The following is a 17192-nucleotide window of genomic DNA, read 5'->3' as shown; positions in this document are numbered from 1 at the left end:
TCACATGCCCCTGATCAAGGAACGCGATTTCGGCACACCTGCCGCCAAATCAGAAAAACTGGTGACCCTCATCATTGATGGAGCGGAAGTGACGGTGCCCGAAGGCACCTCGCTGATGCGCGCCTCGGCTGAGGCCGGCATTGCCGTGCCCAAACTTTGTGCCACCGACAGTCTTGAGCCGTTCGGCTCCTGTCGTTTGTGCCTCGTGGAAGTGGAGGGGCGCAATGGCACCCCCGCCTCCTGCACCACGCCGGTCGCTGAAGGGTTGGTCGTGCATACACAGACCAAAAGATTGAAAGACATTCGCCGCGGCGTGATGGAGCTCTATATCTCCGATCACCCGCTGGATTGCCTGACCTGCGCGGCCAATGGCGATTGCGAATTGCAGGACATGGCCGGGGCCGTGGGCCTGCGCGATGTGCGCTATGGCTATGAGGGTGACAATCACCTCGTGGCCGAAAAGCACGGCATTGCCAATCCCGCCTTCATGGAAATTGACCAGTCGAACCCCTATTTCGATTATGACCCAGCCAAATGCATTGTCTGCTCGCGCTGCGTGCGCGCCTGCGACGAGGTGCAGGGCACTTTGGCGCTGACCATTTCCGGGCGCGGTTTTGATAGCCGGGTCTCGCCGGGCATGATGGAGGATTTCTTCTCCTCAGAATGCGTGAGCTGCGGCGCCTGCGTGCAGGCGTGCCCGACGGCAACCCTGACGGAAAAAACCGTAATCGATATCGGCCAGCCGGAACATTCGGTGGTCACTACCTGCGCCTATTGCGGCGTTGGTTGTTCGTTCAAGGCGGAAATGCGCGGCGAGGAAGTCGTGCGCATGGTGCCCTATAAGGATGGCAAGGCCAATCATGGCCATTCCTGCGTCAAGGGCCGCTTTGCCTGGGGGTATACAACCCATCAGGATCGTATCCTCTCCCCGATGATCCGCGAAAACATCTCCGATCCCTGGCGCGAGGTTTCATGGGAGGAGGCGCTCAGCCATACGGCCAGCGAATTTGCCCGCATCCAGCAAAAATACGGCAAGGGCGCGGTCGGCGGCATTACCTCGTCGCGCTGCACCAATGAAGAAACCTTTCTGGTGCAAAAACTGGTGCGCGCCGGCTTTGGCAATAACAATGTCGATACCTGCGCTCGCGTCTGCCATTCGCCCACCGGCTATGGCTTGAAGACGACCTTTGGCACCTCCGCCGGCACCCAGGATTTCGACAGTGTGGAACAGGCCGATGTGATTCTGATCATTGGTGCCAACCCCACGGACGGGCATCCGGTTTTTGCCTCACGCATGAAAAAGCGCCTGCGGCAGGGGGCCAAGCTTATTGTGGTCGATCCCCGCCGGATCGACATGGTGCGTACCCCCCATGTTGAAGCCGCCCATCACCTGCCCTTGCGCCCCGGCACCAATGTTGCCGTTTTGACGGCGATGGCCCATGTGGTCGTCACCGAAGCCCTGTTCGATGAAGCCTTTATCCGTGAACGCTGCGACTGGTCTGAATTCGAGGACTGGGCCGCCTTTGTCGCCGATGACCGCCATAGCCCTGAAGAAGTTGAAAAGCTGAGCGGCGTGCCGGCGGAAACGCTCCGTCAGGCGGCGCGGCTTTATGCGACCGGCGGCAATGCCGCCATCTATTATGGTCTTGGGGTTACCGAACATTCGCAAGGCTCGACCACGGTGATTGCCATTGCCAATCTGGCCATGGCCACCGGCAATCTCGGCCGTCCCGGCGTCGGGGTGAACCCGCTGCGCGGGCAGAACAATGTGCAGGGTGCCTGCGACATGGGCTCGTTCCCGCACGAGCTGCCCGGCTATCGCCATATCTCGGAAGCCGCCAGCCGCGACATTTTTGAAAAACTCTGGGGCGTGAAGCTCGATGACGAGCCGGGCCTGCGCATTCCCAATATGCTTGATGCCGCCGTCGCGGGCACTTTCAAGGCGCTCTACATTCAGGGCGAGGATATCCTCCAGTCAGATCCGGATACCAAGCATGTCTCCGCCGGTCTCGCGGCGATGGAATGCGTTGTCATTCATGACCTGTTTTTGAACGAGACCGCCAATTACGGCCATGTCTTCCTGCCCGGGTCCACTTTCCTCGAAAAGGACGGCACCTTCACCAATGCCGAACGCCGCATCAACAGGGTGCGCAAGGTGATGACGCCGAAAAACGGCTATGCCGATTGGGAAGTGACCCAGCAACTGGCTCGCGCCATGGGGCTGGACTGGCACTACACGCATCCCTCTCAGATCATGGACGAGATTGCCGCGACCACGCCGAGCTTTGCCGGGGTCAACTATGATGTGCTCGAGCGCGAAGGCTCGGTGCAATGGCCTTGCAATGAAAAGACCCCGTTTGGCACCCCGGTCATGCATATGGACGGGTTCGTGCGCGGCAAGGGCAAATTCGTGCGTACCGAATATGTGGCGACCGATGAAAAGACCGGCCCTCGCTTCCCGCTGCTTTTGACCACCGGGCGGATTTTGAGCCAGTACAATGTCGGCGCGCAGACCCGGCGCACCGAGAATTCGCGCTGGCATGAAGAAGACCGGCTGGAAATCCATTCCCATGATGCCGAACAGCGTGGCGTGCTTGAGGGCGACTGGGTGCGCATTGCTTCGCGTGCCGGGGAAACCTCGCTGCGGGCCCTGATCACCGACCGGGTGGCGCTGGGCGTGGTTTATACCACCTTCCACCATCCCGACAGCCAGGCCAATGTGGTGACCACCGACTATTCCGATTGGGCCACCAATTGCCCTGAATTCAAGGTGACAGCGGTGCAGGTCATGCCCTCGAACGGGCCGAGCCAGTGGCAGACGGACTATGAGGAATTGAGTGAAAAAAGCCGCCGTATCGAAAAGATGGAACCGGCGGAATGATCGCTCCGGCGTGGCCGTCGAGCCGAAAGATCGCGCGTACTGCCTTTGAGAGCAGCAGTGTCGCGAGCGGTTGGCGTCAGGTGCCTGAAGAAGTGCCGATCGCGTTCTCGTTTTATGGCACGACCCACGCAGTGATGATGGCGACCCCGGCAGACCTGGAGGATTTCGCCACGGGCTTCTGCCTCAGCGAGGGGATTGTTGGCTCAGCAATTGAGATTGAAACTATCAATATCGTGCCGGTGACAGATGGCATTGACCTGCAGGTCACGCTTGCGGCCGATGCACGGGCCAGGTTGAAAGTTCGGCGTCGCCAGATGGCAGGGCCGGTGGGCTGCGGCTTGTGCGGCATAGAATCTATCGAAGAGGTCATGCGCCCACTTCCGTCTCTCGGGCGCGCCACGCCATCGTTCACCGCCGAGGATATCACAAGGGCCGCCGCGTTGCTGGCGCGGCAACAGCCCATGAACGACCAGACACGCGCCATGCACGCAGCCGGTTTCTACACCCCCGGCGGCGGCGTGATTGCAGCGCGCGAGGATGTGGGCCGGCATAACGCCCTCGATAAACTGGCCGGGCATCTTGCCCGAAACGGGCATGTGGGGAGCACAGGGGCTGTGGTGGTGACCAGCCGCGTATCTGTCGAGATGGTGCAAAAAACCGCCATTATCGGTGCGCCGCTCCTGATCGCCATCTCTGCGCCAACCGCTTTGGCACTGGATGTTGCAGAGCGGGCCGGCCTCAGCGTGGCGGCTTTGGTGCGGGGCGATTCCTTCGAACTTTTCACCCATCCCGGCAGGATCAGAAACGGACAGCCCATTCATGTCGCATGACAAGATAATTCGGATGGCCAACCAGATTGCGACCTTTTTCGAAACCGCCGCTGATGAGGGGCGGGCAGCGGCGGATGTTGCCGACCACATCAACAGTTTCTGGGCGCCGGATATGCGCGCAGCCTTTCATCGCCTCGTTGAATCAGGGGCGCCGGACCTGTCACCACTGGCGCGCAAGGCTGCGCCGATGGTGCGTCCGGCTCCGGAAAGTCCAGGGTCGGACCCGGCGTCAACTGCGTAAAATTTGATACAAAAGCCGGGAATGCGCTTCAGCCCAAATTCAATCCACACCAATAAATGTGGATAAAATAGATCAGGTTGGAGACGGCAATGCACACGTATGAATTTTCACGTCCGCTGCGGCATATTTTTGGCGCGGCCGTGGGGGGTGTTGCTATTGCATTTCTCCTGAGTGCCCCCGCTGCTGCCGGTGGCCCGCAATGTGGCCCGCGCTATATCGCAAAAAATATTCAAACGGCCGTGCTGGCGCTCAAAGCTTCGCAATATTGCAAACGCGAAGATTTGCCCTTCACCGCCGCCGAGGCGTTTGAGCGCATTGAATCCCTGCGCTGCGGTGCCGACTCCTCACAGCTCATCGATGAACTGCTGGTGAATTTCGATCAGCAATACAAAACCATCCTGGCGCGGGACCCGCACCATATCGTTTGCGAAAAAGCAACGAAGATCTCCCTGCGATAAGCAAGTATCATAGAGCATATCGCTCTATCGGCCGGCGCATACGCGCCGGCTTTTTTGTTACCCAGACAGTCCTGCTGAGCGCGCAGGGTAAATCGCCGCCGATCGCTGGTGCGTTCGGCGCCTGATGTGCCCCAATCTGCGTTTTGCGCTAGATGATCAGGCTGAGAATGGCGGTGGCGACAAAAAGAACCATCAGCCCGCCAAGGGCCGCTGCCATAAGGTTTTGCCGCCGCTGCCAGCGAATTCTGTCAGCAAATCTTTCCGTGCTTATGCCACGGGGGTCGTGTTTAAAATCGGTAGGCCGCGAGATATTCATCTGGCACCTGCTATTTATCGCCCTGCCGACAATGTCGGCTCCAACAGAGACCCACCTCAGTATAAAAGCGGTCTCGCCCAGCGGATAAAATAGCGGCATATCATTGCCACGAAGTTTCCATCCCGGACAAAATTTTAGCCAAGAGCGTTCTCATTCGCTATGCGGACGAAAAGGTCAGTCGACGAACATATCCGGGTTTGCCGCAGCGATCTTCGGCAAGGAGGTTAGGATTTCGGACAGATGTCGTTGCATTGCGGCAGCCGCAGCATCGGGGTCTTTATGCGCAATAGCATCGGTAATCTCGTCATGCTGGGCGATTAGCGTGTTGACCGGGGTTGCCAGCGGCAACGAGAGGTAGCGTACCCGGTCCATTTGCGCCTTAAGGCTTTCCAGTACGCGCCATGCGTGCTCGCAATCAACACTTTTGGCAATCGTTTGATGAAACGTCTCATCGAGCCGTAGAAAATAGGCGTGATCCCCCGAGGCACTGGAATCCCGTTGACGAAGCACGACATCGCGCAATTGGCGCACATGATCGGGCGTAGCCTCGCGGCAGGCCTTGCGCACAACCGCAACCTCAATCGCCTCGCGAATGAAGCGCGCATTCTCGACGTCCCGGCAGGAAATCAAGACGACAAATGTGCCCCGTTGGGGCCGTACTTCCACAAGTCCGACCTCGGCCAGCTTTATGAATGCCTCGCGTACCGGCTGTCGAGATACCCCCAATTGCCTGGCGACATCGGCTTCAGAAAGCAGGTTGCCGGGGCGCAATTGCAGTTGGACGATGGCTAGTTTCAAGGCGTCGAACACACGCGTCCCTATGGTCGCTTGCCGTAGCCGCGAACCTTCTTCTTCCAGTGTGTTGAGGCGAAATTCCATGTTCATATTGACACCATGCATACTACCATACTAGTTCTTGTGCAATCGACGGGTGTGCAAAACCGTCGCATATTGGGAGGTTAATATGAAAATGAAATCGTTAAGTGCAATTGCGGTTGCCGGCATGGTGGCTGTCTCCTGGGGCACAGTAGCCTTGGCGGCGGACTATACGCTCAGCGTCAATACCGCACTGGCAACCAGTGATCCACTCTACAAAGGTCTTGAAGCTTTTCAGGCCAATATCGCTGAGCGCTCCAACGGCGCGCTTGAGGTCAAACTGTTCCCCGGTTCGCAGCTGGGTCCTGACGAGGACGTTCTCGAGCAAGCCCGCGCTGGCGCGCCGGTTGCCGTCATTGTCGATGGCGGTCGCCTTGCCGTGTTCCAGGAGGAATTCGGTGTTCTTGGCGCCCCTTTCCTCGCATCAGGCTATGATGGCATCCGCAAGGTTGTCACCTCGGACATGTTCGAGGAATGGGTTCAGAAACTGCATGATGCTTCCGGCCATCAGGTCTTGTCGTTCAACTGGTGGCAGGGCGAACGCCATCTGCTGACCAACAAGCCGATCAATGGTCCTGAAGATCTGGCCGGTGTTCGTATGCGTACACCCGGTGCCCCTGTCTGGATCGAAACCATCAAGGCGATGGGCGCAACGCCCACACCTATGCCCTGGGGTGAGGTCTATTCGGCCATTCAGCAACACGTTATCGATGCCGCCGAAGCTCAGTTGCCTGCTGTTACTGGCGCCAAGCTGGACGAAGTCGTCAGCCATATTACCAAAACCGGTCACATCAACCTGATCACCGGCATGGTGACCAGCGCGATCTGGTTTGATTCCCTGCCCGAGGACCTGCAGGTCATCTTGCGTGAAGAAGCGTTGAAAGCTGGCGATATCGCCTCTTATGGCACCCAGGATTCGCTGGCTCAGATTGAAGCCGACCTGGTTGCTGCCGGTATCACCGTCACCACACCGGATGTTACCCCGTATCGCGACGCCACCGCTGGCGTATACGATATGCTGGGTTATGGCGAATTGCGCGATACGTTGCGTGCAATGGCTGCCGAGTAATATAAATCATCCATCAAGACATGGGCGGTCCGCCGCCCATGTCTTTCAAGCAACGGATATATTTCATGGCGCGCTTTGTTGCGCAGTTGGAGTTCCTCGCCGGGGCCCTGCTGCTTTTGGTGATTGTTGTCCTGGTTTTTGCCGCAGCTGTCATGCGGTTTTTCGGATACCCGCTGATCTGGTCGGTCGACATGGCCCAGCTCTTGTTCATCTGGCTGTGCTTTGTCGGGGCGACCCGCGCCATGCGTCAGCATGGTCACATTGGCGTCGACCTTTTGGTCCGCTTGCTCGGCCACCGTCAGCGGCTTTGGCTGGAAACGGCACAAGCCGTGGTCTTTGTTGCCTTCATGATGGTCTTGGTAGTCGAGGGTTACAAGCTGACCATCCTCAATAAGGAACGGCTTTTCGGGGATAGCGGTTTTTCCTATGCCTTCGTCACCATAGCTGTTCCCGCCGGCTGCATCATGCTGTCGCTGGCCATTATCGCCAATGCGGTCGATGCCTGGCGTGACCGGGCTGCGGGCCGGAAACTCATATTCACCAAACCAAACGACGATACCAACCCGCCTGCGGAGATATAATCATGGCCGTAGTCGGTTTAGTTTTTCTCGTCTTTTTGCTGATTGGCGCACCGGTCGCCTTCGCCATTGGCCTGTCCGGTTTTGCCTTCTTTGCCACCTCAGACATCATGCCCTTGTCCATCGGCGTGCAAAAGATTGCCTCGGTTTCCCAAAGCTTCCCCTTGCTGGCGGTGCCCTTTTTCGTGTTTGCCGGGCATTTGATGAATGAAAGCGGCATCACCGAGCGCCTGTTCAAGTTCTCCAATGTCACGGTGGCCTGGATGGCCGGCGGGCTGGCGCAGGTTTCGATCATCCTCTCCACGCTGATGGGCGGTGTCTCCGGTTCCGCTGTTGCCGATGCTGCGATGGAAGCGCGCGTGCTTGGCCCGCAAATGATCAAGGAAGGCTATTCCAAGGGTTATGCGGCGGCCGTCATCGCGCTGAGTTCCTTGATCACTGCAACCATTCCTCCCAGCATCGGCCTGATCCTTTACGGCTATATCGGTAATGTCTCGATCGGCCAGCTGTTCCTCGCCGGCATTGTCCCCGGCGTTTTGATGATGATCGTTCTCATGGTCACGGCCTACATAGTTGCCAAGAAGCGCAATTATGTGGTGCAGGATAGTAGTCCTCCCACCTTCAAGGCCTTTTTCCATGCCATGTGGGAAGCCAAGTGGGCGTTGCTGTTTCCGGTTTTGTTGGTGGTTTCCATTCGCGGTGGCCTGTTCACCCCATCCGAAGTGGGTGCATTTGCGGTGGTCTATGCCTTTGTCATCGGCTTGTTGGCGCACCGCGAACTGACCGGTGCCAAAATCAAGCGGGCGATTGAACATGCGATCGGGGATATCGGTCTCATCATGCTGATCATTTTGATGTCGGGCATGGTTGGCTTCGCTATCATTTTTCTGCAGGTACCTCAGCAGATTGCCGGTACCTTGCTCAGTGGTATTTCCGAACCTCACGCCATTGTCGCCATTATTCTGGCGATGTTGTTTGTGGCGGGCCTGTTTGTGGAAAGCACAGTTCTGGTTCTGCTGTTGACCCCGATCTTTGTGCCGGTGATTACCCAGATCGGTTTCAACCCCGTACATTTCGGCATCCTGATGATGACGCTTGTCACCCTCGGCTCGATGACCCCGCCGGTGGGCGTGGCCATGTATACGGTATGCAGCCTGCTCGATTGCAAAATTGAGGACTATGTCCGCGAAGCGGTGCCATTTTTGCTGGCAATTCTCGGCCTTGTCGCAGTCTTGCTTTTTGTCCCCGATCTGGTGCTTTTCCTGCCGCGTATGGCCTTTGGCTGATTCGCCTGGATGTATCTGTTTTTGCGTGCTTAGCGTGGAGTAATTAGAATGAGACAAACTTGGCGCTGGTTCGGCCCGAAAGACCTGGCAAGCATTGATGATATGCTGCAATCGGGCGTGGAAGGGGTGGTCACAGCACTGCACCACATCCCCAATGGCGAGGTCTGGTCGCCTAAGGAAATTGCGGCACGCCAGCAATTGCTGCGTAACCGCAAAAACGGTGAACCTTCCGGTCTGGAATGGGAAGTGGTGGAAAGCCTGCCGGTTTCCGAGGATATCAAAAAGCAGAAGGGCGACTGGCGCGCTCATATCGAGAATTACAAGCTGAGCCTCAAGAATCTCGCCGATGCCGGGATCGAGACGATCTGCTACAATTTCATGCCGGTGCTCGACTGGACCCGAACCGATCTCATGCATCAACTGCCCCATGGCGGCACATGCATGCGCTACGATCACACCGATTTTGCGGTCTTTGACGTGTTCATTCTCGAACGTTCTGGCGCGCGCCATGACTTTCCCCAGGAAATCATTGATGAGGCAGGCCGCCGTTTCGATGTTATGTCCGAGGACGCCAGAAAATCGCTGACCCGGAATATTACCGCGGGCCTGCCGGGTGCCACGGAAAGCCTGTCGCTTGAGGGTGTGCGCGATCACTTGGCGGAGTACGGGCAGATATCTGCGGATCAGCTGCGTGCAAATTATATTGCCTTTCTGGAAGAAGTGGTGCCGGTGGCAGAAAAGCTGGGCCAGCGCATGTGCTGTCATCCGGATGACCCCCCGTACCCGATGTTGGGACTGCCCCGCATCATGTCGACGGAAGCCGACTACAAGATGATCATGGATGCTGTCGACGTGCGCGCCAACGGGATAACCCTGTGCACAGGTTCGCTGGGTGCCCGGCCCGACAATGATCTGCCCGGCATGATGCGTCGCCTTGGCGACCGGGTGCATTTCATGCATCTGCGCAACGTCAAACGTGACACAACCGAGATCAAGGGCTCGTTCCATGAATCCGAACATCTCGCGGGTGATGTCGATATTGCAGCGGTGATTGCCGAAGCGCTGAAAGAGGAAGCCCGTCGCAAGGCGGAAGGGCGCGCCGACTGGAATATCCCGATGCGGCCCGATCACGGCCAGGACATTCTCGATGATATCGGCCGCCGGGCACAGCCGGGTTACCCGACCATCGGCCGGATGCGAGGGCTTGCCGAATTGCGCGGCATTATGCATGCTTTTGGACATCGCGAACACGGGATCGTCTAAACATGTCCAAAACCGACCATTTGCACGCGGATCGGCTGCTGCCTTCCGCTGATCCGGCTTTGTCTGTGGCCCGCGAACTGTATGAGGCGGTCAAAGACCTGCCGATCATCAGTCCGCACGGCCACACCCTGCCGCAATGGTTTGCTGAAAACGAGCCGTTCTCGGATCCGGCGGCGCTGTTTCTGACGCCGGATCACTATGTTCTGCGTATGCTGAGAAGCCGCGCCATAAGCTATGACGCGCTCGGTGTGCCGCGTAAGGACAATGGTGAGGTTGCCGAGGGCCGGGAAGCCTGGCGCCTGTTCGCCGCCAATTTCCACCTGTTTGCCGCAACACCGTCCAAACTGTGGGTGGATCATTCCCTGCAATGGTGTTTCGGCATTAATGAATCGCTCAATGCGGAAAATGCCGACGCAATTTATGACACGATCGATGCCCGGTTGGCCGATGATGACATGCGGCCGCTCGCTTTGCTCGACAAGGCCAATGTGGAAGCGATTGCCACAACTGAATTCGCGCTTGATGAGCTGCCTTACCACCAGATCATGGCAGATAACGGACTTATCGGGCGTGTGCGCACGACCTACCGGCCTGATGACGTGACCGACCCCGATGCGCCCGGCTTTGCCGCCAATATCGAGCGCCTGGGGGAATTGACCGGCCAGGACGTCGCCAATTGGGAAGGGCTGATCGAGGCGCACCGCCACCGCCGGGCATTTTTCCGGACCATGGGCGCGGTTGCAACCGACCACGGGGTGCCAACAGCCAATACGGTTGATCTGGCTCTGGGCGAAAAGCAAACCCTGCTCAATCATGCGCTGTCCGGCCAGCTTGATGCGGCGGGGGCTGAATTGTTCCGTGCCCAGATGCTGACCGAAATGGCGGGGCTCTCTGCCGAAGATGGCATGGTGATGCAAATCCATGCCGGCTCGCGGCGCAATACCGACCCGCTGCTGATGAATGAGCGTGGCCCGAACCTTGGCGCGGATATTCCCACACAATCGAATTTTGTGACCGGCCTGCAGCCGCTTCTGGCGCGCTTTGGCAATGCGGAAGGTCTCCGCGTGATCCTGTTCACGCTGGATGAAACAACCTATGCGCGGGAACTGGCCCCCATGGCCGGTTACTGGCCCTCGCTGATGATCGGTCCGCCCTGGTGGTTCCATGACAGCCCGCAGGGTATCCGCCGTTATCTCGACGGCGTGGTGGAAAGCGCCGGCTTTTACAATCTCGCCGGGTTCAATGACGACACGCGGGCGCTGCTGTCCATCCCGGCCCGCCACGATGTCTGGCGGCGCGAGGTGTGCCGGTTCCTTGCCGAATTCGTGGCCGAGCATCGTTTGAGCAAGCAAAGCGCGGCCGAGATTGCGGCCCATCTCAGCTATCAGGCGGCCAAGGATGCCTACCGTCTCTAGCGGGTGCAAAAACATCACTGAATATTAGCGCCGGCGAAACCGTACCGGCGTTTATCCATGCTAGATTTTCCGGCATGCAAACGCTTGATTCTGTTTCCCATGTCGGCGACTACCTCGGGCGCTGGAAGCTGTCCGATCCAGAGCTTGTGGCCGAGACGCCAACAAGCCGGATTTATCGCGTCATGCAGCGCAAAACAGGGCCGGTGGCACTGAAGCTGCTGAAATCGCATGCAGCGCCGCATCAGGGCGGTTTGATGCAGGACTGGTATGCCGGGCAGGGCGCGGCGCGGGTCTATGCGCTGGCCGATGATGCGCAATTGCTCGAATGGCTGGATGGCAGCCCGCTCAGTGCGCTGGTGGCGCAGGGCAAGGATCATACGGCCACCGATATTATCTGCCAGGTCGTCACCCAGTTGCATGCCCCACGACCGGTGCCGGCACCGCAAGTGCTGACAACGCTCGAGCAGCGATTTGGCGCGCTGTTTGCCACCAGCATGGTCAAATGGCCTGCCGCCGCCCGCGATCTGCTGGTGCGGGCCCAGATCATTGCCCGCAAGCTGCTTGCCGTTGATACCCGCGTGCTGCCCCTGCATGGCGATTTGCACCATGGCAATATCATGTTCTCGCCGCGCTCCTGGGTGGCGATCGATGCCACAGGCCTTCTGGGTGACCCCGCCTATGAGGTGGCACCCGGATTTCTGCACCCCATGGACATGACCGATATCGTGGCTGATCCCCGGCGCATTGCCCGTCTGGTTGAACGCTTCACGGCGCGGCTGGGCTTCGACCCGGCCCGCATGCTCGGCTTTGCTGTCGCTTATGCCGCGCTGAGTGCCTGCTGCGAACTGGAAGCGGGCCGTCCGGTCAAACATCATCTTGCCGTATTGCCCCGCCTGTTAAGCGCATACGAACTGGCCAGCGCGCAAACGCGTTGAGGCCGGTTTGTTAAGCATGTGACGACGATGGGGTCGACACACCACAAATTAACACCATTCAAGCAGCATGAATGGGCAGTCCCCTCGCGGACCAAATGATCAAGGTGTTGCATGAAAAATCTGACCCGGCGCGGGTTTATAACATTGGGCACGGCCGCTGCGCTGAGCGCCTGCACCAATTACGAATTCGAAACCGCCACGCGCCCCAACGCGCTGAGCCCTGAAACGATTACCGCCAAAATCAACGAAGTGCGCAGAGCCAATGGCCGCAAGCCGATCACTTACAATGCCAAGCTTGCCGCCGCCGCCCGGTCCCACGCGCAGCTGATGGCCTCGCGCGATCAGCTCTCCCACGATCTCGGCATTACCCTGCGCGAACGGGTGACGGCGGCTGAATATGTCGGCGCGGTCGGCGAAAATCTGGCCGGTGGCCACAAGACCCTTGAAGCGGCCATCGAGGGCTGGCTGGCCAGCCCCGGCCACCGCTCGACCCTGCTCAGCGACAAGTTCACCGAATTCGGCCTCGCCACCGCCCACGTCCCCAGCGGCAAGAAAAGCCGCTACGGCACCTATTGGGCCTTGATCATGGGCGGCGATTTTGACGCCTGGCGGGTGCGGATCTGATTTTGCGTTTGGTTTAAGCAATCTCATCCTATTCGTCCTTCGTCCTTCGTCCTTCGTCCTTCGACAAGCTCAGGATGAGGGTTTGGGGTCCACATTGCGTCTGGTCCTTCTTCTTTTTGCCCGGACCTGATCCGGGCATCCATGCGGTGTGGCCGATATCGTGTGGACCCTCGGGTCGAGCCCGAGGGAGAAGGAAGAGTGAGGTGCCATTTGTTGTCCTTATTCCTTCGTCCAATCCACCACGTCATTCCCGTGAAAACGGGAATCCAGCAGCGGGCAGTCCTGCCCGCAAGAGACTTCTTCCGCACCGCCGACGCGGTGCACTGGATCCCCGCCTGCGCGGGGATGACGATGGGGGTGGGGAGAGAATGCGGTCGCCGTAATCGCGCGCACCCCAAAGCCCCCGTCCGGTCCGAAAACCCACGGTGTCCATAAACAGGCGGCATGAGACGGTGCATGGCCCGTCTGAGTATTAAAACAAATGAGACATACACCGTCTCATGCAACCGGGATTTTTGGCGTGGCCTGTGCTCTTACTAGCGCTGGGGCCCATCCCCGCTTCCTTTCGGAAGTACACCTGCCTTCGGGGGCAGGCTGGTCGCGGCACAGTTTTGGCCTTCCCTGAGGCGACCCCCAAGGAACCCGGTCCCCCTTCACCCCGGACGTTCGTCGCGCCGGCGCCGGTGTTGTGAAAAGGTGGGATGAGGATAAACGGGGTTTGGGGGGCGTCGATAAGTTTTGTGGGATGAGCAAAGATAGGTCGCCGGTTATGTGCATGCCGCTCTGGATTGCCGCGCGGCTTTGCCGCTCGCAATGACGACGAGGGATTTGTGATTGGGTTTGTCCCTTACCTCATACTGAGACTGTCGAAGGATGGCGGCGGGTACGGTGTTGAAACCCTCGCCCTTCGACAGGCTCAGGGTGAGGGTTTGGGAGGGGCCGGTGCCCGGGCCATCGTAATGTCCACCATCGCCGCAACACCCCCCATCGTCATACTCGGGCTTGACCCGAGTACCCATACGATTGGGCAGCGACCACGGGTGGGCGTGTGGTCACGCGGTGTTGCGTATCCGCCCTTTTGTATTTGCTGGCGCTTGGTCATGGGCCCTCGGGTCGAGCCCGAGGGTGACGATCTGGGGGATGAGGGGGTCAGTGTTTTCCACACCCACCACGTCATTCCCTTGAAAACGGGAATCCAGTGCACCGCGTCGGCGGTGCAAAGACAATTCCTGCGGGCAGGACTGCCCGCTGCTGGATCCCCGCCTGCGCGGAGATAACGAGGAGAGGGGGCGTCAGCTCAGGGTGCGGCGGACGGCGTCTTGCCAGCCGGTGAGTTTTGCCTTGCGCAATTTGGGGTCCATCTGGGGGGTGAACTGGTGTTCGAGGGCCCAGGATTTGGCAAAATCCGTGCGGTTGGGATAAAGCCCCACTTTGGAACCGGCGAGCCAGGCGGCGCCGAGCGCTGTGGTTTCCAGAATGGTGGGCCGGTCGACCGGTGCATCGAGAATGTCGGCGAGGAATTGCATGGTCCAGTCCGATGCCACCATGCCGCCATCGACACGGAGAACGGTTTTGCCGGGGCTGTCCTTCCAGTCCTTTTGCATCGCGGTGAGGAGGTCGCGGGTCTGGTAGCAAACCGCTTCAAGCGTTGCGCGGGTCAGTTCTGCGGGGCCGGTATTCCGGGTCATGCCAAACAGCGCGCCCCGCGCATCCGCATCCCAGTGCGGCGCGCCAAGGCCCACAAAGGCGGGGACCAGATAAACATGCTGGTTGGGGTCGGCGCTGGCGGCAAGCTTGCCGGTTTCGCTGGCGTTCTTGATGATCCCCAGCCCGTCACGCAGCCATTGCACCGCCGCACCGGCCACAAAAATCGAGCCTTCAAGGGCATAGGTGGTCTTACCGTTGAGACGATAGGCAATCGTGCTGAGCAGGCGGTTTTTCGACCGGACCAGATCCGAGCCGGTGTTCAACAGGGCAAAACAGCCGGTGCCATAGGTGGATTTGAGCATGCCCGGCTTGAAACAGGCCTGCCCGATGACAGCTGCATGCTGATCACCCGCAACCCCGCGAATGGGAATTTCAGCGCCGAACAATTCCTTGCCGGTGGTGCCGAAATCTGCCGCGCAATCCTTGACCTCGGGCAAAATGGCCCGCGGGATATCGAGGATTTTCAAAAGCTCGTCATCCCAGTCATGGGTCTCGATATTGAACATCAATGTGCGGCTGGCATTGGTGGCATCGGTGGCGTGCATTTTGCCATCCGTCAGCCGCCAGATCAGGAATGTGTCAATCGTGCCGAAGGCCAGCTCGCCCGCCGCCGCCCGCTTGCGCGCGCCTTTGACATTGTCGAGCAGCCATTTGACCTTGGTGCCGGAGAAATAGGGGTCGAGCAGCAGCCCGGTCTTGCGGCTGAACAGTTTTTCATGCCCGGCCTTTTTCAGCCTGTCGCATATGCGGGCGGTACGGCGGTCCTGCCAGACAATGGCATTGTGGATCGGTTTGCCAGTCGCCCGGTCCCAGATGATGACGGTCTCGCGCTGATTGGTCATGCCAAGTGCCGCAATATCAGCAGCAACGATTTCGGCCTTGCCCAGCGCTGTCTTGCAGGTGGTAACGACGCTTTTCCAGATTTCCTCTGGATCGTGTTCGACCCAGCCTGAATCGGGATAATGCTGGGTGAATTCCTTTTGCCCCGTGCCCGCGATTTTCATTGCATCGTCAAAGATGATCGCCCGGCTCGATGTCGTGCCCTGATCAATGGCCAGAATATATTTGCCGCTCATCCTGCGTCCCCCTGCCGCGCTTTGTCGAGATAGGTTTTCAGCGCCTTGATATCCCGCTTGCCGAAGCGCAGCCCCAGCTTGGTGCGGCGCCACAAAATATCCTCGACCGTTACCGCCCATTCGTTTTTCATTTGATAATCAACCTCGCGGGCCGTCAGGTCGGCGCCAAAGTTCTCGCCCAGATCGACCAGGCTTTTCGCATCTCCCAGCAGGTCACGTGCGCGGGTGCCGTATTGGCGCAGCAAACGATGCAGATGGGTTGGCAGCAGGAAGGGATAATCGGCGCTGAGCCGGCGCAATTCGTCGCCAAAACTGCCGATGTCGAAATCACCGCCGGGCAGGGTGGACCCCACAGTCCATTCCGGGCCCTTGCGGCCAAGCTGCTGCTCAATATGGTCAAGCGCCTCATCGGCCAGTACGCGGAATGTGGTCAGCTTGCCGCCCAGCACATTGAGCAAGGGCGCAGCACCCGGCTTTGCGTCCAGCTTGAGCACAAATTCGCGGCTGGTTTCCTGTGCCTTGGCGGTGCCGTCATCAAATAAGGGCCGCACACCGGCATAGGCCCAGACCACCTGCGAACGCTTGACCGGCTGGCGGAAATATTCGCTGGCCGCATCGCAAAGATAGGAGAGTTCTTCCGAACTGATCGCCACATCGGCTGGATCGCCTTCATAATCCTGATCCGTGGTGCCGATCAGGGTGAAATCATCCTCATAGGGAATGGCGAAAATAATGCGCCCGTCAGGGTTCTGGAAAATATAGCAGCGGTCGTGATTGAACAGCTTTTCAACAACGATATGGCTGCCTTTGACCAGACGGACATTATGGTCATTGCCGCGCCCCTCGATCGTGCCCAAAACCCGGTCGGCCCAAGGACCGGCGGCATTGATGAGCATGCGCGCCGCAATGGTTTCGGTCTCGCCGCTGGCAAGGTGCTGCACATCAACAGCCCAAAGGTCACCCTCGCGCCGGGCGGCAATCACTTTGGTGCGGGTATTGATGTCAGCGCCCTTGTCGGCCGCATCACGGGCATTGAGCAGCACCAGCCGCGCATCATCGACCCAGCAGTCCGAATATTCAAATCCGGTGCGATATCCATCGCGCAAGGGTTTGCCGGCCGGGTGTTTGGTCAGGTTGATGGTTTTCGTGGCGGGGAGCTTTTTGCGCCCACCGATATGGTCATAAAGAAACAGCCCGGCGCGCAAAATCCAGCGCGGACGCAGGCCTTTTTGATAGGGCAGCACAAAGCGCAAGGGTTTCACAATATGCGGGGCCATGGCCCAGATCACTTCGCGCTCGATCAGGGATTCGCGCACCAGCCCGAAATCATATTGCTCGAGATAGCGCAGGCCACCATGAATGAGTTTGGTTGCCGTCGAGGAAGTGCCTGACGCCAGGTCGTCCATTTCCGCCAGATAGACCGAATAGCCGCGCCCCTGGGCATCACGCGCAATGCCGCACCCGTTGACGCCACCACCGATGACAAAGATGTCGTGCACTGTCTTGGGCATGTCTTGCGCCTTTTGTCGCTGCGGTGGACCGGTTACCGCAATTTGTTGTTTTTCAAACCTTAAATAGACATTGTTATCACCGGATAACAGAGCCGGGCCGGTGAAATCAATCCACTGCCATTGACC

At 58.8% G+C, this 17192-nt stretch carries 15 protein-coding genes; 11 read left to right on the top strand and 4 right to left on the bottom strand.

The features are described 5' to 3' along the window. Positions 1-4 precede the first annotated feature (4 nt). The 4 genes from fdhF (at position 5) to L1P08_RS08080 (ending at position 4410) form a co-directional block, all read left to right on the top strand. Positions 5-2881, top strand: coding sequence for a formate dehydrogenase subunit alpha (fdhF, locus tag L1P08_RS08095; protein WP_303616526.1), 2877 nt, complete (start codon positions 5-7; stop codon positions 2879-2881). Then, complete coding sequence (fdhD, locus tag L1P08_RS08090) at positions 2878-3711, top strand: formate dehydrogenase accessory sulfurtransferase FdhD (protein ID WP_303616525.1); 834 nt, start codon at positions 2878-2880, stop codon at positions 3709-3711. The genes fdhF and fdhD overlap by 4 nt, the downstream gene beginning before the upstream one ends. Before the next feature lie 13 nt (positions 3712-3724). After that, positions 3725-3952, top strand: coding sequence for a formate dehydrogenase subunit delta (locus L1P08_RS08085; protein WP_303616524.1), 228 nt, complete (start codon positions 3725-3727; stop codon positions 3950-3952). Between the two features lie 77 nt (positions 3953-4029). Beyond that, a complete protein-coding gene (locus tag L1P08_RS08080; RefSeq protein WP_303616523.1) occupies positions 4030-4410 on the top strand; it encodes a hypothetical protein in 381 nt (126 codons plus the stop codon). 148 nt (positions 4411-4558) lie between these two features. Here L1P08_RS08080 and L1P08_RS08075 read toward each other — a convergent pair whose 3' ends face one another. Both L1P08_RS08075 and L1P08_RS08070 read right to left on the bottom strand, forming a co-directional pair. Continuing rightward, entirely contained in the window at positions 4559-4726 is a 168-nt protein-coding gene (locus L1P08_RS08075) for a hypothetical protein (protein WP_303616522.1), read from the bottom strand. Between the two features lie 174 nt (positions 4727-4900). Beyond that, entirely contained in the window at positions 4901-5611 is a 711-nt protein-coding gene (locus tag L1P08_RS08070; protein ID WP_303616521.1) for a GntR family transcriptional regulator, read from the bottom strand. Between the two features lie 79 nt (positions 5612-5690). Between L1P08_RS08070 and L1P08_RS08065 the strand changes: the two genes are divergently transcribed. The 7 genes from L1P08_RS08065 to L1P08_RS08035 all read left to right on the top strand — a co-directional run bounded on the left by L1P08_RS08065 (position 5691) and on the right by L1P08_RS08035 (position 12772). After that, positions 5691-6671, top strand: a complete 981-nt coding sequence (locus L1P08_RS08065) for a C4-dicarboxylate TRAP transporter substrate-binding protein (protein ID WP_303616520.1) — start codon at positions 5691-5693, stop codon at positions 6669-6671. A gap of 65 nt (positions 6672-6736) precedes the next feature. Continuing rightward, positions 6737-7252, top strand: a complete 516-nt coding sequence (locus L1P08_RS08060; RefSeq protein WP_303616519.1) for a TRAP transporter small permease — start codon at positions 6737-6739, stop codon at positions 7250-7252. A 2-nt stretch (positions 7253-7254) separates the two neighbouring features. Beyond that, positions 7255-8535 (top strand): TRAP transporter large permease, encoded by a 1281-nt coding sequence (locus L1P08_RS08055; RefSeq protein WP_303616518.1) that lies wholly within the window; start codon positions 7255-7257, stop codon positions 8533-8535. A 48-nt stretch (positions 8536-8583) separates the two neighbouring features. Continuing rightward, the gene (gene uxuA, locus L1P08_RS08050; RefSeq protein WP_303616517.1) at positions 8584-9798 is read left to right on the top strand and encodes a mannonate dehydratase; all 1215 of its coding nucleotides are present in this window, start codon (positions 8584-8586) and stop codon (positions 9796-9798) included. A gap of 2 nt (positions 9799-9800) precedes the next feature. Next, a complete protein-coding gene (gene uxaC / locus L1P08_RS08045) occupies positions 9801-11213 on the top strand; it encodes a glucuronate isomerase (protein ID WP_303616516.1) in 1413 nt (470 codons plus the stop codon). A 74-nt stretch (positions 11214-11287) separates the two neighbouring features. After that, positions 11288-12148 (top strand): aminoglycoside phosphotransferase family protein, encoded by an 861-nt coding sequence (locus tag L1P08_RS08040; RefSeq protein ID WP_303616515.1) that lies wholly within the window; start codon positions 11288-11290, stop codon positions 12146-12148. Between the two features lie 111 nt (positions 12149-12259). Beyond that, a complete protein-coding gene (locus L1P08_RS08035) occupies positions 12260-12772 on the top strand; it encodes a CAP domain-containing protein (protein WP_303616514.1) in 513 nt (170 codons plus the stop codon). Between the two features lie 1292 nt (positions 12773-14064). Here the strand turns inward: L1P08_RS08035 and glpK are convergent. Both glpK and glpD read right to left on the bottom strand, forming a co-directional pair. After that, on the bottom strand, positions 14065-15555 hold the full coding sequence (gene glpK / locus L1P08_RS08030) for a glycerol kinase GlpK (RefSeq protein WP_303616513.1): 1491 nt from the start codon (positions 15553-15555) through the stop codon (positions 14065-14067). Further along, positions 15552-17066: a glycerol-3-phosphate dehydrogenase gene (gene glpD / locus L1P08_RS08025; protein WP_303616512.1), complete on the bottom strand. Its 1515-nt coding sequence runs from the start codon at positions 17064-17066 to the stop codon at positions 15552-15554. The genes glpK and glpD overlap by 4 nt, the downstream gene beginning before the upstream one ends. Positions 17067-17192 lie beyond the last annotated feature (126 nt).

The organism is Mariluticola halotolerans, from assembly GCF_021611515.1.
Lineage (GTDB): Bacteria > Pseudomonadota > Alphaproteobacteria > Rhizobiales > Devosiaceae > Mariluticola > Mariluticola halotolerans.
Note: the sequence above shows the minus strand (reverse complement) of the source record. Positions and strands in the feature narration are given on the sequence as shown.

Coding starts and splice junctions, on each gene's coding strand:
- fdhF (WP_303616526.1), top strand. CDS start 5: ATGCCCCTGATCAAGGAACGCGATTTCGGCACACCTGCCGCCAAATCA.
- fdhD (WP_303616525.1), top strand. CDS start 2,878: ATGATCGCTCCGGCGTGGCCGTCGAGCCGAAAGATCGCGCGTACTGCC.
- L1P08_RS08085 (WP_303616524.1), top strand. CDS start 3,725: ATGGCCAACCAGATTGCGACCTTTTTCGAAACCGCCGCTGATGAGGGG.
- L1P08_RS08075 (WP_303616522.1), bottom strand. CDS start 4,726: ATGAATATCTCGCGGCCTACCGATTTTAAACACGACCCCCGTGGCATA.
- L1P08_RS08070 (WP_303616521.1), bottom strand. CDS start 5,611: ATGAACATGGAATTTCGCCTCAACACACTGGAAGAAGAAGGTTCGCGG.
- L1P08_RS08065 (WP_303616520.1), top strand. CDS start 5,691: ATGAAAATGAAATCGTTAAGTGCAATTGCGGTTGCCGGCATGGTGGCT.
- L1P08_RS08060 (WP_303616519.1), top strand. CDS start 6,737: ATGGCGCGCTTTGTTGCGCAGTTGGAGTTCCTCGCCGGGGCCCTGCTG.
- L1P08_RS08055 (WP_303616518.1), top strand. CDS start 7,255: ATGGCCGTAGTCGGTTTAGTTTTTCTCGTCTTTTTGCTGATTGGCGCA.
- uxuA (WP_303616517.1), top strand. CDS start 8,584: ATGAGACAAACTTGGCGCTGGTTCGGCCCGAAAGACCTGGCAAGCATT.
- uxaC (WP_303616516.1), top strand. CDS start 9,801: ATGTCCAAAACCGACCATTTGCACGCGGATCGGCTGCTGCCTTCCGCT.
- L1P08_RS08040 (WP_303616515.1), top strand. CDS start 11,288: ATGCAAACGCTTGATTCTGTTTCCCATGTCGGCGACTACCTCGGGCGC.
- L1P08_RS08035 (WP_303616514.1), top strand. CDS start 12,260: ATGAAAAATCTGACCCGGCGCGGGTTTATAACATTGGGCACGGCCGCT.
- glpK (WP_303616513.1), bottom strand. CDS start 15,555: ATGAGCGGCAAATATATTCTGGCCATTGATCAGGGCACGACATCGAGC.
- glpD (WP_303616512.1), bottom strand. CDS start 17,066: ATGCCCAAGACAGTGCACGACATCTTTGTCATCGGTGGTGGCGTCAAC.